The 13,974-nt window shown below is 45.2% G+C and carries 12 protein-coding genes, 1 other RNA gene, 1 pseudogene and 1 riboswitch; of the genes and pseudogenes, 8 read left to right on the top strand and 6 right to left on the bottom strand.

Annotated features, from left to right (window positions below; translation table 11 throughout):
• Positions 1-57: 57 nt before the first annotated feature.
• From FD975_RS02890 to FD975_RS02875, 4 genes are all read right to left on the bottom strand, one after another.
• Positions 58-477, bottom strand: a complete 420-nt coding sequence (locus tag FD975_RS02890) for a PAS domain-containing protein (protein ID WP_215302957.1) — start codon at positions 475-477, stop codon at positions 58-60.
• 94 nt (positions 478-571) lie between these two features.
• Positions 572-1,822: a formyl-CoA transferase gene (gene frc / locus FD975_RS02885; RefSeq protein WP_215302955.1), complete on the bottom strand. Its 1,251-nt coding sequence runs from the start codon at positions 1,820-1,822 to the stop codon at positions 572-574.
• Between the two features lie 72 nt (positions 1,823-1,894).
• Positions 1,895-3,604: an oxalyl-CoA decarboxylase gene (gene oxc, locus FD975_RS02880; RefSeq protein WP_215302953.1), complete on the bottom strand. Its 1,710-nt coding sequence runs from the start codon at positions 3,602-3,604 to the stop codon at positions 1,895-1,897.
• A gap of 211 nt (positions 3,605-3,815) precedes the next feature.
• The gene (locus FD975_RS02875; RefSeq protein WP_215302951.1) at positions 3,816-4,433 is read right to left on the bottom strand and encodes a Crp/Fnr family transcriptional regulator; all 618 of its coding nucleotides are present in this window, start codon (positions 4,431-4,433) and stop codon (positions 3,816-3,818) included.
• A gap of 70 nt (positions 4,434-4,503) precedes the next feature.
• A riboswitch (cobalamin riboswitch) is annotated at positions 4,504-4,720 on the top strand.
• Between the two features lie 150 nt (positions 4,721-4,870).
• Between FD975_RS02875 and FD975_RS02870 the strand changes: the two genes are divergently transcribed.
• From FD975_RS02870 to FD975_RS02835, 8 genes and pseudogenes are all read left to right on the top strand, one after another.
• Positions 4,871-6,970 carry a TonB-dependent receptor gene (locus FD975_RS02870; protein ID WP_215302949.1) on the top strand — a complete coding sequence of 700 codons (2,100 nt, stop codon included), beginning with the start codon at positions 4,871-4,873 and terminating at the stop codon, positions 6,968-6,970.
• A gap of 26 nt (positions 6,971-6,996) precedes the next feature.
• The gene (locus FD975_RS02865) at positions 6,997-7,890 is read left to right on the top strand and encodes an ABC transporter substrate-binding protein (protein ID WP_215302947.1); all 894 of its coding nucleotides are present in this window, start codon (positions 6,997-6,999) and stop codon (positions 7,888-7,890) included.
• Positions 7,857-8,867 carry an iron ABC transporter permease gene (locus FD975_RS02860; protein ID WP_251371396.1) on the top strand — a complete coding sequence of 337 codons (1,011 nt, stop codon included), beginning with the start codon at positions 7,857-7,859 and terminating at the stop codon, positions 8,865-8,867. Before FD975_RS02865 ends, FD975_RS02860 begins: the two co-directional genes overlap by 34 nt.
• Complete coding sequence (locus tag FD975_RS02855; RefSeq protein ID WP_215302946.1) at positions 8,864-9,625, top strand: ABC transporter ATP-binding protein; 762 nt, start codon at positions 8,864-8,866, stop codon at positions 9,623-9,625. Before FD975_RS02860 ends, FD975_RS02855 begins: the two co-directional genes overlap by 4 nt.
• A gap of 51 nt (positions 9,626-9,676) precedes the next feature.
• Entirely contained in the window at positions 9,677-9,961 is a 285-nt protein-coding gene (locus FD975_RS02850) for a hypothetical protein (RefSeq protein WP_215302939.1), read from the top strand.
• A pseudogene (locus FD975_RS10525) lies at positions 9,936-10,166 on the top strand (cell division protein ZapA); the annotation flags it as partial. The gene FD975_RS02850 and the pseudogene FD975_RS10525, both read left to right, overlap by 26 nt.
• Before the next feature lie 99 nt (positions 10,167-10,265).
• Positions 10,266-10,484: non-coding RNA, 6S RNA (gene ssrS / locus FD975_RS02840), on the top strand.
• Complete coding sequence (locus FD975_RS02835; RefSeq protein WP_215302938.1) at positions 10,485-11,303, top strand: sulfite exporter TauE/SafE family protein; 819 nt, start codon at positions 10,485-10,487, stop codon at positions 11,301-11,303.
• A gap of 18 nt (positions 11,304-11,321) precedes the next feature.
• Here FD975_RS02835 and FD975_RS02830 read toward each other — a convergent pair whose 3' ends face one another.
• Together FD975_RS02830 and FD975_RS02825 are read right to left on the bottom strand one after the other, a co-directional pair.
• Positions 11,322-12,845 (bottom strand): malonyl-CoA synthase, encoded by a 1,524-nt coding sequence (locus FD975_RS02830; protein WP_215302936.1) that lies wholly within the window; start codon positions 12,843-12,845, stop codon positions 11,322-11,324.
• Positions 12,846-12,879: 34 nt separating this feature from the next.
• Positions 12,880-13,878, bottom strand: a complete 999-nt coding sequence (locus tag FD975_RS02825; protein WP_215302935.1) for a tripartite tricarboxylate transporter substrate binding protein — start codon at positions 13,876-13,878, stop codon at positions 12,880-12,882.
• Positions 13,879-13,974 lie beyond the last annotated feature (96 nt).

The raw sequence follows: 13,974 nt of genomic DNA, 5'->3' as shown, positions 1-13,974 counted from the left end.
TTATTAGGCACAAACCAGCCTAGATACCTCATATTGGGGGATTTTGCTGTGAAATATTCAGCTTTCGAGATCCGAAAGTCGCTTTTTTAGTGCCCTTTCTTCTGCAAAACCTTGGGTCTCATCCCGAATCACTGCGACTACGCCATAAGCTTGATTATTTGCATCAAACAACATGCCCACGGTAAAAGCGATTGATAAAGTATGGCCATCTTTGTGCTTTGCCGGCACCTTTAGCAATGAAGTGCCATAACGGGTAGTACCTGTCTCCATGGATTTGCTGTAGCCCTCGTTGTGTCGCTGGCGCTGACGTTCAGGAACAATCAAATCTAAAGTGTTTCCAAGCGCTTCTTCTTCTGAGTAACCAAAAATTCTGCTTGCAGCTGCGTTCCAAAGAACAATTTTTTCATGAGCATCAGCAACAATCACTGCATCGCCAATGCAGTCGATCAATTGGGATAAATCTACATTTGTTTTCATGATGCCTATCTAAAGACTTTTACACCATTCGGGTGAATAAAAAAAGGCGCTCACAAGAGCGCCTTTAAGATCAAAACAAAATTACTTATTGTTATTAAACCGCTTTAGCTGCATGCAACTTAGCAATATCATCAGCGTTATAGCCAAGATCTTTCAATACTTCATCGGTGTGCTCACCCAATACTGGTGATGGACCAACGTCGATCTTCAAATCAGAGAACTTGATTGGGCTACCGATTGTTAAGTACTTACCACGAACCTTGTGGTCAACTTCAACAATAGAGCCGCTCTTACGCAAATCAGGTGAAGCAGCCAATTCTTTCATTGAGAGAACTGGTGCGCAAGGAATATCGAACTTGCGGAGGATGTCCACAGCTTCGTACTTAGTCTTGTCCTTGAGCCACTCTTCAATCGTTGCGAAGATATCAAAAATCTTATCTTGACGCGCTTCTGCAGTCATGTACGCTGGATCAGTTGCCCACTCTGGTTTGCCCAAAGCTTTAGTAATTGGCTCCCAAGCGTGACCTTGAATAGTGAAATAGATGTAGGCGTTTGGATCTGTTTCCCAGCCCTTACACTTCAATACCCATCCTGGCTGACCACCACCACCAGCGTTACCGCCGCGTGGAACTACGTCGGAGAATGTTCCGTGTGGATACTGTGGGTACTCTTCGAGATAGCCAACTTTATCCAGACGTTGTTGATCGCGCAACTTCACACGGCACAAGTTCAATACCGCATCCTGCATTGAGCAAGATACTTTTTGACCTTTGCCAGTTTTTTGACGCTGCATCAATGCAGTCAAGATACCGATAGCCAAATGCATACCAGTGTTGCTATCGCCCAAAGCAGCAGCAGAAACAGTTGGAGGACCATCCCAGAAACCAGTTGTCGATGCTGCACCACCAGCACACTGAGCAACGTTCTCATATACCTTTAAGTCTTCGTATGAATGGCCATCGCTAAAGCCTTTAACAGAAGCCATGATCATTTTTGGATTCAATTCCTGAATACGTGCCCAGCTAAAACCCATACGATCCAAAGCGCCTGGACCGAAGTTCTCAACCATCACGTCAGATGTTTTAATCATCTTCTCTAAAACTTCTTTACCTTCTTGTGTCTTAGTATCCAATGTCAATGAACGCTTATTGCCGTTCAACATCGTGAAATACAAGGCATCCGCACCTGGGATATCACGCAACTGGCTACGAGTTACGTCACCAGAACCTGGGCGCTCTACTTTGATCACATCCGCACCGTACCAAGCCAATAGCTGAGTACATGCAGGACCTGCCTGTACGTGTGTGAAGTCAATAATACGAATACCGTCTAATGGTTTTGTCATGTTTGATTCTCCTTAAAGTGTTTCTTATTTGTTGCTAAGTTCGTTCTTAAAAAATTACGTGTTTATTACGTATTACTTCTTACCAGCAGCTGTTGATGGATTCAGGTTTGTTAAACGTCCACTCTCTGTACCAGCTGTCTCGTCAATCACTGCATTAATTAAGGCTGGCTTACGTTCAGCAATCGCTTTAGTCAAAGCCGCTTCTAATTCGGCAGGGGTAGTTACGTAATAACCAACACCACCAAATGCCTCAATCATCTTGTCGTAACGCGCATCTTTCACGAATACTGTTGGAGCAACATCAGCGCCACCAGTTGGATTTACGTCAGTACCACGGTAAACACCATTGTTGTTGAAAACCACGGTAGTGATTGGAAGGTTGTAGCGGCAAATGGTTTCTAATTCCATGCCACTAAATCCAAATGCACTATCACCCTCAACTGCAACTGTAGGTAAACCACTTGTTACCGCAGCACCGATGGCATAACCCATACCAATACCCATGATTCCCCATGTTCCAGAATCAAAGCGCTTCCGTGGTTTATACATATCCACAATCGCACGACAGTAGTCGAGTGTGTTTGCACCTTCGTTTACCAAGTTCACATCTGGGTTTTGCTTGATCACATCACGGATGGCACGCAAAGCACCATGGAAGTTCATTGGCGAGGCTTCTTTGGCTAATGTTTCAGCCATCTTCGCCATGTTCTTATCTTTTTTCTCGTTGATCGCGCTGATCCACTCGGCAGGCGGTTTTGGAACCGAGGCAATTCCTTTGAGAAGCTCACCAACTACAGAACCAATGTCACCAATCAAAGGAGCATCAATTTGTACGTTGCTATCCACTTCATTTGCTTGAATATCGATTTGGATAAATTTCTTAGGATCTTTGCCCCATGTCTTGCCTTTACCGTGGGCAAGCAACCAGTTCAAACGAGCACCAACCAACATCACTGCATCAGCTTCAGCCAATACAAATGAACGTGCTGCAGAAGCAGATTGTGGGTGATTGTCTGGCAACAAGCCTTTAGCCATCGACATTGGCAAGTAAGGGATACCAGACTTCTCAATCAATGCACGAATATCAGCATCAGCTTGAGCATAAGCAGCACCTTTACCCAAGAGAATCAATGGACGCTTAGCGCCTTTCAATACATTCAATGCGCGCTCAACAGCATCAGCTGCAGGGATTTGACGTGGAATTGGATCGATTACTTTGAAGATCGATTTCTTAGCCTCTTCCACTGGCATTGTTTGAGCCAATAGTTGTGCGGGCAAGTCCAAATAAACACCGCCTGGACGACCAGATACAGCTGCACGAATTGCACGAGCAAAACCAATGCCGATATCTTCGATGTGGTTAATACGATATGCAGCTTTACAGTATGGCTTAGCAGCATTGAGCTGATCCATCTCTTCGTAATCACCCTGCTGCAAGTCAACGATTTCACGCTCACTTGAACCAGAAATCAAAATCATTGGGAAACAGTTCACAGTGGCGTTAGCCAAGGCTGTTAAACCGTTCAAGAAACCTGGTGCTGACACAGTCATACAGATGCCAGGCTTTTGAGTCATGTAACCTGCAATCGCTGCAGCATTACCGGCATGCTGCTCGTGACGGAAGCCGATGAAACGCATTCCTTCAGCTTGAGCTAAACGGCACAAGTCGGTAATCGGAATACCAACGAGACCAAAAATAGTATCTAAGTCATTTGCTTTTAAAGCATCAATGACGAGATGAAAGCCATCAGTGACTTGGGTATTTTGATTATCTGTTGTCATAGAAATTTATAGTTAATTACACTGCCCGAACATATCGCTTGTTCAGTGCAATTTAGCTTTCGCCAACTGTCTCCAATTTAGTTATTAGTAGTGCCACGGGTAATCAAAAGCATTCCCGTTGAGGCTGAGATGAATATTAGGCTTGGGGATAGGGATCATCATTGACTTCGGTCAATTTCCCCTGAAATCTAGAAACAATTAGGATTTCTGACTAAACAAAGAGCTCTTTATGCTTTGTTTTGAGGCGACTTAAAGTCTCTGGAGAGAGGTTAAGGTAAGCAGCCAGCTCTTTTTTAGGGAGAAGCTCAAATAGGTCTTCGTATTTACGTAAAAACCGCTCTACACGGCCCGGGGCATCGAGCATATGGAGGGTAATCGTATGGGCCATGATCTCACTCATCAGGCGCATGACTTCGAACTCAAAGCTCTCCTTCAGAGGCTTGTGTGCATCCAAAAATTCAGCCCATTTCTTCAGAGGCATACGGGCTACGCGTGCTTTCGTAACTGAAGCAATGCTGTAAGGGGCTGCCGTTTTGAGGCGCCAAGCCGCATAGCTAGTCTCAATATCTTTTTCAATGGCAAAACGCAGAATCATTTCTTTTGCGTCCGCACTAGAAACAATGCGCTTCAAGATTCCATCCAGAACGAAGTACTGCTCCATCTGGTGATCACCTTGATGAAGCAAGATTTCTGATTTTTTGAGGTCTGAAATCACTAAATGGCGCTCTAAATCGGCCATTGCTGCAGGATCCAAGCTTTTTAAGACTGAGTTTTGACTCAGCTGCAATCGAATCAGATTTTTTTCGGGGTGCTTGTCTAATGCTGTCATGAATCCTTAGTCCTAGAGGCTATATTGTAGGCTTTTTTGGGGTTTTGAGCCGACAAATACTCGGCCTAAGATAGAATTACAGGGTCGTGGTGCTTTATTGCAATGCAATAAAGTTAAACGGGAAACACTAAACGTGTGCTGCCCCCGCAACGGTAAGTAAATACACCCCCAACTTCAGGGAAAAGGTGTCAGGAGTCTGAGTAAGCCACTGTGCGCGTCAATTGCATGGGAAGGCCAGATTCTGAGATTTACTAGCCCGGATACCGGCCAAGACAGGTGGAATTTTGCGGACGGGGATCCTTCGCGCGCCGATGAAGCATCCTAAGCCATAGAGGCGGGATGTCCAATTGACGCCTGAACACTCTCACAAAGTGAAATTCTGTTCGACCCAGCTTACGGGGAAGTTAGCTAGGTGATTCGAAGGCAGAAGGTTCATCATGAAACAGCAGTTCAGTAGCAAAACGCTGATCGCCCTACTTTGCGGCGCAGCAGCAACATTTAACGCGGCAGCTCAAGACTCACAATCAACAGTTATTGTCTCTGGCTCACGCTTTGAAGAAAACTTAAACGAAGTACCTGCGAATGTTCAAGTGATTACCCGCGAAGAAATTGCGGAATCTACGTCGACTAACATTCCAGACATTTTGTCGCAGATTGGCGGCTTGAATATAAGAAGTACTGCAGGCGGGCAGCTAAACCTTGGCGCAACCGTGGATATGGGTGGATATGGTCCCACAGCTAAAGATACAACTCTTATCCTAGTTGATGGGCAACGCATCAATCCCATTGATTCATCGGGCATATCTTGGGAATCAATTCCACTCGACTCAATTAACCGCATTGAAATATTGCGGGGCGGGGCCAGCGTTCAATATGGTAATGGTGCTTTAGGAGGTGTCATTAACATCATCACAAATGGTGGAAGCAAAACTCTTAATCAAGCATCAACCAGCTATGGCAGCTTCAACACCCTAGTAAGTAACGCCATCTTTAGAAACACCATAGATCAAACAACTGTCCAATTAAGTGCCAATACCTCCAATACAAATGGCTGGCGTCAAAACTCTGCTGCTAATGCTTATTCATTTGATGGCAAAGTAACGCAATCGTTAGGGGGTAAGGATAATGTATATGCTGATCTGTTTTATAGCTACTCCAATCAGCAAATGCCAGGAGGTACGCTTGGACAAGTAGGGCAAGGCAATCCACAACTTGCAAAATTTAATAACATTGGATCGGGCACTACTGTCGACAATTCTGGGATCAGAATGGGTCTGGCTAAAGCATTAAGCGATACTTTTAATTTAGAAGTTGATAGTTTCTACAGCGCCAAAACTACCTTTTTTACTCAGCCCTATTACTCCACTACCGCTTCGGGTGTTGGAGCCTTTCCAACTATAAGTCCATCCTTTACAAAATATGAGGGGTGGCAAGCCAACTTCAGCCCTCGAATAAAAGGTGACTTTGGTAAATTTGGAACGAGCATTGTTGGTTACGAGTTCAACAAAGCAAGTCAATCATCTGCTGCTAGCTATAGCAGCATCATGAATCAAGCCGCCCAAGCACAAGGCGCAGTAATCAACCCAATATCCAGCTCCGCTAACGCAAGCCTTTACAACCAATCCGTGTATTTAATTCAAAGAAATCCGCTAACTAGAGTCATAGATTTTGCTGGAGGCTATAGATATCAAACACAGAGCGCTAGTGCTAATGGCTTAAGTATCTGGAGTGGCTCAGCCAATCCCAACCCCAATCAAACTTACTCAGCAAACGCTGGAGATATCGCATTTAATTTCAAATATCTTGAGGGTCAACGGATTTACATCAAGTGGAATCAATCCTATCGCTTTCCAAATGTAGATGAATTTTGGACTTGGTCTAGCGCTGGAGGAAGCCCATCATTTGGCGGTATTCTAAAGCCGCAAACTGCTCAAACCTATGAACTTGGTGGCAATTGGCAGCTACTCAAAACAAATTTGACTGCAGCAGTTTTTAGCTCAGTTTCTCAAAATGAAATTTTGTACAACCCTGCAACCTACAATAATTCTAATTCGCCCTACAACATCAATAGAACTGGTGCAAATCTAAATTTCCTCTCTCCCGTGACTTCTCAACTTTCTATCGGTGGCGGCGGTACAGTACAAAATGCTTTTTATGCTAACGGGCCCTATCAAAATCAAGCTATTGCACAGGTACCAAACTTATTACTAAATGCTAGAGCTATTTACGTACTAAACAATAATTGGTCTCTTGGTGGTGTAGTAAATTACGTTAGCAATCAGCGTTATGATGCCGCCCCCTCCTACTACAGCAGTCTTAACGTCATGCCGTCATACGCAGTAGGTGACATTTATGCGAACTATAGAATGGGGAATTGGGAAACTCGTTTAACCGTGAAGAATGTTGGTAATGCACAGTACTCAACTTATGGGGGTTATGGTTACGTTCAGTTCCCAAATAACAGTAGCGGAAATAGTTACTACTATTACGCAAATGATCCTAGATCAATTTATCTTAGTGCTAAATACAACTTCTAATCCAGTTAATTGGCACGGATAAATTTATGCAACCCTCAACTCGGACTCATTACCTGACAATCGGCGTTGCATTATTTTTTCTTGCATTCTCTTTGGCAGTGTTTGCTAAACCTCTTACAGTTAGAGATGACCGAGGAGTTCTAATGGTATTTGATAAACCACCTCAGCGCGTTGTCAGTCTTCTGCCTTCCCTCACTGAATCTGTTTGTGCATTAGGAAAGTGTTCAGCATTGGTTGGTGTTGATCGCTTTTCCAATTGGCCTAAATCGATTCAAGGCTTGCCCAAGCTTGGCGGCATTGGAGATATTAATATTGAGCGTATTGTGCAACTCAAGCCGGATGTTATCTTGCTTGATAAGGCGTCTCCTCTTATTGCCCGGTTAAATGGATTGGGTATTAAGACTTTTGCGTTGGATATCAAGTCAATGGGAGATGAAGAGCGCGCCCTTCAAAAGCTAGATCTTGTACTAGGCACCTCCGAAAGCGCTCGTGTTTGGAATCAGATACAACAAGAAATCATGCGCGCTCGCAAGCAACTTTCAGACAGGGCAGACAATATTCGTGTGTACTTTGAAGTAAATCCAGCGCCCTTTGCGGCTGGTAGCACTTCTTTTATCGGTGAAATTCTTGCACGCTTAAGTTTGATCAATATCATTCCCGAATCTTTAGGGGCTTTTCCGAAGATTAATCCTGAGTTTGTGGTTCAGGCTAAGCCAGACGTCATCCTTCTTACTGAATCAACTGTTGCTGATATTCAGAAACGTCCAGGGTGGAACTCTATTCCAGCGGTTTCCAATAATCGAATTTGCGTATTTACTGGCGAGCAAAATGATGTTTTGGTTCGTCCCGGCCCACGCATGGGTGAAGCAGCGTTGATTATTTCTCAATGCATCCAAGAGAAGATGTCATCATCTCGGTAATGCAGACTAACCATTTTCTAGGCAAGCTATTCGCCCTGCTCATTCTTAGTGCAGCTTTAGTGCTAATGGGTACTCTGCTCGGAAGTACGGGTGCCAGTTGGAATATGTCAGAAACTGATCAAACTGTCTTGTTTGATATTCGGCTACCACGATCATTAGGGGCCTATCTTGCGGGAGCTTTATTAGGGCTTGCTGGCGGTATTGCTCAGAGCCTATTTCGCAATCCCTTGGCTGACCCCTACCTACTCGGAAGCGCATCGGGCGCCTTGCTTGGGGTTGGCAGCATTCTCTGCTTTGCCTATCTTGGCAATTCTTGGTTAGAAATTATTGGTCTCAATGGCGGCGCCTTTCTGGGAGCGCTGTTTGGAGTGATGGCCTCTCTTCTGTTAGCGGGTGGTTATCGCAGCTCCCTACGCCTCTTATTATCTGGGGTGGTGATCAGCGTGATCCTGGGCGCAGCAAACTCTTTATTTACATTTATCCGCCCTGATCTATTTCAAAGCATTCAATCCTTTATGCTGGGCAACACCACGTTATTGAATTGGCTTGGCGTTGAGATCATGACAGTAGCTTTGCTGATTTGCTTACTCATCACTCTTATCATTAGCCCCGCTCTGGATGCTTTATCACTTGGTGAAAATACCGCTCGCACTTTAGGCTTGCCATTAGATCAACTACGTCTGATATTGATTGGCATTCTTGCTCTTGCAACTGGATGCGCTGTTGCACAGACTGGCTTGATTGCTTTTGTTGGGCTAGCAGCACCTCATCTAGTTAGGAAGTTTTCTGGCGGACGGCAACGAGTACAGCTTTTATTCTCCTGTCTAGGTGGCGGAATCTTATTACTGAGTTCCGATCTGATTGCGCGCACCCTCTTTGCGCCAATTGAAATTCCAGTTGGCATAGTGACGGCGGTCTTAGGCGGTCTCTATTTGCTGATTCTGCTAAGACGAACCTCTCTTGGAGCGCGCTCATGAAAGCCCGCCAACTTAATGTATACAGAGGTCCTTGCGCCATTCTCTCCGATCTCAATATTGATATTCCACAGGGAAAATGGACTAGCGTTATTGGACCCAATGGCGCAGGAAAATCTTCCCTCTTACAGGCAATGGCTGGGTTACTGAAGTGGGATGGCTCCATCACTATCGACGAAGTTCCTTTGTCTGCATTTACCCCAAAAGATCTTGCAAAGAAAATTGCTTGGCTCGATCAAGGCTCGAATAATTCAGAAGAATTTGATGATTCCTTAAGTGCGTATGACACAGTCATGCTGGGACGTATTCCGCATCAGGGGTGGCTGCACCTCCCTTCCGATGCCGATCATATTTCGGTCGAAAGGGCTTTGCAACAGACTGACGCATGGCATTTACGCCATCGTCCCTTACAGCAACTATCTGGGGGAGAGCGTCAGCGAGTTTTATTGGCGCGTATGCTTGCAGTGGACTCCGACATCCTTCTCATGGATGAGCCCCTGGCCAATTTGGACCCACCTCATCAATCCGATTTTCTGAAATGGCAAGACGACTTACTGACTCAAGGCAAGACCTTAGTGACGGTATTACATGAGATTCATTTTGCTCTCCGTGCCGACCATTTGGTTATGCTGAGTAAAGGCAAACTACATTTTCAGGGGTCAAACCAAGACCCTAGAACCCATCAGGCCCTAATCGAGCTATTTGATGGGCGCATTCACCTAGAAAAGCTGGGGGATGATTGGGTGGCTTTACCCAAGTAAGCCCAAAACCAGGAGTTTCACAAAGCGTTTTGCTAAGGCTACAATGCCCATATGACCGAGTACACCCCTCATGTCCCAAGTGACCCAACTGAATCTGATTCGATAGCAGAATCATTGCACAGGCTATCTCACAAAATTCAGCTAATCTCCGATGCCGTAAAAGCCTTATATCAAGACCGCAATCAGCTTGAGGCTAAGATTGAAGATGCGCAGAAGCGAATTCAGCACATTTTGAGCCGCCTACCGGAACAGAGTGATGGACGTCAATTGAACTTACTTGGCGAACCCGTCACGCCACCTAACCCAGAGGATGACAATGAGCCAACAACGCATTGAAGTAACCCTCGCAGGTCAAAAAATCACCTTAGCCACGAGCGCTGAACATGAGCCTTTGCTGCGTGCAGCTTGCACATTAGTGGATGAGCAAATTCAGTTGGCAATCAATGGCGGCAATCGCAGCATCGAACGTGCCAGCATGATGGCCGCGCTGAAAATTGCTGGTGATCTCATTAAATTACAAACTGCATCCCAAAATGCGCCTGTGCAGAGCACTTCATCAAACTCCGACTCAGATGAAATTGCTCGCCTCCAGAAAGAAATTCACTCTCTGGAAGATCAAGTAGATGCTCTGATGCAAACCCTTTCCCTGCCTGGTTCGCCAAGGCCAATAGTTCCTTGAACCGATGCGCAAGCATCCGGAACGATCTTTACACTGTGGGCGTGAGCGTTTCGAATCTTCACAGTGGCAGCCTCGAGCTGTTCACTCCCTGGAGTTCTTAATGCACCCGAAACAGAGTAGCCGTTCCACCTTGAACCTTAGGGTTCAGGATGACGGCCTAGCGGCCAAGGCGGGGAATTCATGTCGATAGCCGATATCCTCATGCTGATGTTGTGCGGCAGCATATCCGGCTTTCTTGCTGGGCTTCTTGGTATTGGTGGCGGAATGATTTTGGTCCCCTTCATGATCGTAGTCTTTAATCATTTGGGGTTTGGTCAAAATGTCATTGTGCATATGGCAATTGCCACTGGAATGGTAACCATTCTTTTTACAACCACCTCAGCTATTTGGGCTCACCACAAACACAACTCTATTGACTGGAAACTAGTGGCAGCACTGAGCCCTGGACTAGTTGTTGGCAGCCTTGTTGGCGGTAGTGAAATCTTTGAGGCAATTGACACCTCTTGGCTATCTCTATTTTTCGCCATTTTTATTGTGTATACCTCGATCCAAATGATTATTAATAAAAAACCTACGGCTGGGCGAGAATTGCCAGGCCCCCTCGGTCTTTTTTCATTTGGGGCATTTACAGGTGTGATTGCCAGCCTTGTTGGCGCAGGTGGAGCTTTTATCACCGTGCCGTTTATGCTTTGGTGCAATGTAAAACCACATACTGCGATGGCAAGTTCTTCAGGCTTAGGATTTCCGATTGCGGCTGCAGCAACGATTGGCTACATGTATGGAAGCTGGGGCAACCCCAACCTCCCTGCGGGCTCACTTGGATTTGTTTATATTCCCGCAGTGCTTTGCATTGTGGCGGTTAGTATATTTACCGCCCCGCTGGGCGCCAAGATGGCTAGAAAGCTCAATGTAGCTCAACTCAAACGCATCTTTGGAGTGATGCTCTTTATGCTTGCAGCCTTCATGTTTAATGAAAGCCGCAAGGCATTTGGTTTCTAAAAAACTGATTTCCTGAGATTAGCTGGTGTATTGCTGACGCAGAATATTCTTCTGGACTTTGCCCATTGCATTGCGAGGCAAGTCTGAAACAATCTCTAAACGCTTTGGAATCTTGAAATTTGCAATCTGCGTTTTGAGTGTAGCAATCATAGCTTGTGAATCTAGCTTGGCACCTGCTTTGGGTACGACCACTGCCATTACCGCTTCACCAAAATCTGGATGCGGAATACCAATCACAGCACTCTCATCTACGCCATCCATGTCATCGATAAAGCTTTCGATTTCTTTTGGATAAACGTTATAGCCGCCAGAAATAATTAAGTCCTTGCTGCGTCCAACAATACAAAGGTAGTCCTTGGGTGCTTTACCACCATTGGCATCGCCACCCCAACGACCAACGTCACCAGTTTTAAACCAGCCGTCTTTGGTAAATTCTTCTGCAGTTTTCTCTGGCATGCGCCAGTAGCCCTTGAATATATTTGGGCCTTTAACTTGGATACTACCGATTTCATCAACACCACAAGGTTTATTGTTTTCATTAACCACGCGCACCTTCACACCTGGCAAAGGTAAACCGACTGATCCGCCTACACGATTTCCTTTGTATGGGTTGGAGACCAACATCACGGTCTCGCTCATGCCATAGCGCTCAAGAATCGGTTGACCAATCACCTCTTTAAAAGTATTAAACGTTTCCGTGAGCAAAGGAGCTGAACCAGAAACAAATAAGCGCATATTGCGCGTGACGCTCTTATTAAAGTTTTTATCTGCAAGCAAGCGTACATAGAACGTTGGAACACCCATCATTACAGTGGAATTGGGCATGTGATGAATTAGTTGCGCAGTATCTAAACGCGGCAACCAAATCATTTTGCTACCGTTAATTAATGCACCATGAGCAGCTACAAATAGACCGTGGACATGAAAGATTGGCAATGCATGTAATAGGACATCACCTTTTTTCCAACCCCAAAACTTTTGTAGCACTTGTGCATTACTACCCAAGTTCTTGTGAGTCAGCATCGCGCCTTTGCTACGTCCGGTTGTACCGGAGGTATACAAGATAGCAGCCAAATCATCATCTTTTACCGCAACAGTCTTGAACTTATCACTTTGGTCAGCTGCACGCTCAAGCAAAGTGCCTTTGCGATCTTCATCCAAAGTAAACACGTGTTTAGTGCCCGCCTTAAAAGCAACCTTCGATACCCAAGAGAAATTCTTGCAACTGCAAACTACTACTGCAGGCTCGGCATTCTCGAGAAAGTACTGAATTTCCGCCGCTTGATAGGCTGTGTTCAGAGGTAGGTAAACGTAGCCTGCCTTGATAGTGGCAAGGTAAAGAAAAAGGGCCTCAGGAGATTTTTCAACCTGTACTGCAACCCTTGATCCAGCAGGTAATTTGAGACTCTTAAGCAAATTTGCCATCTTGGCAGTTGCACGCTCTAGATCACTCCAGGAGTAATAAAGTCCATCATGCGTTTCAAGTGCACATGCTTGCTTATCTTTTGGAAAACCCTTTTCCAATAAGGAATATAAATTCATTCGAGCCTCAAATACCAATGCATTAAATACTCAATTAATCTAACGAAGCACCAGATTTCTTGACTACGCTAGACCAACGAACTACGTCAGCATGCACTTGCTTACCAAATGCTTCACCATAGAGATTCGGCGTCTCAGAGCCGTTTTTCTCCCAGATTGACTTGAGCTTTGGTGAATTTAAGGCCTTCTGCACTTCAACAATCATCTTGTCAACGATCGGTTTTGGAGTGCCTGCTGGAGCAAACATAGAGTACCAAGTTGACACTACATAGTCAGGCAAACCAGCCTCTTGGAATGTTGGCACACTTGGAATTGCTGAAGAACGCTTGTTTGCAGCCACGGCGATCGCCACCAATTTACCGGCGTTAATTTGTGGCGCAGATGTAGCAAGGCCATCAAATTCCAAATCGACTTGACCAGCCAGCAAATCATTCATAGCTGGACCAGCGCCACGATAAGGGATGTGAGTAATAAAGGTGCCTGTCTGAATCTTGAATAACTCACCAGCTAAGTGATGAACAGTACCACTACCTGCACTAGCAAAATTATATTTACCAGGATTCTTCTTCATAAGATCAATGAACTCTTTAGCATTGCGAGCACTCACGCGCTGTGGGTTAACCACCAGAACTTGAGGTACGTTTGCCAACATAGCCACAGGAATAAAACTCTTTTCAATGTCGTAATCTAAGTTTTTATACATTGATGGTGCAATCGTGTGATGTGTCGCACCAATAAACCAAGTGTAGCCATCAGGAGCTGCCTTTGCCGCAACTGAAGCACCAACAGTGCCACCTGCTCCACCACGATTATCGATAACAAATTGCTTACCTAACTGCTCAGTTAATTGAGCCGCCAAGGGTCTTGCGAATGCATCAGTTCCTCCGCCCGCTGGGAACGGATTTAAAAAAGTAACTGGCTTAGCTGGCCATTCTTGCGCCATTACCGCTAGCGGTGCTGCACAAAGTAGAAATAGTGATTTCTTCAACGTGCTTACAGAAAAAAGTGATGCCCTGTTTTTTTGATTAAACATCTTTGTCTCCTTTTATATCAATCTAATGATTGACTTCGTTTTTTTAAATACAGCACCCATTCTAAGGGTACTTAACGCTTACTGCAAAAGTCCATA

It is taken from the genome of Polynucleobacter sp. AP-Jannik-300A-C4 (assembly GCF_018688335.1).
Taxonomy (GTDB): domain Bacteria; phylum Pseudomonadota; class Gammaproteobacteria; order Burkholderiales; family Burkholderiaceae; genus Polynucleobacter.
This window is presented reverse-complemented; position numbering and strand designations above follow the sequence as displayed.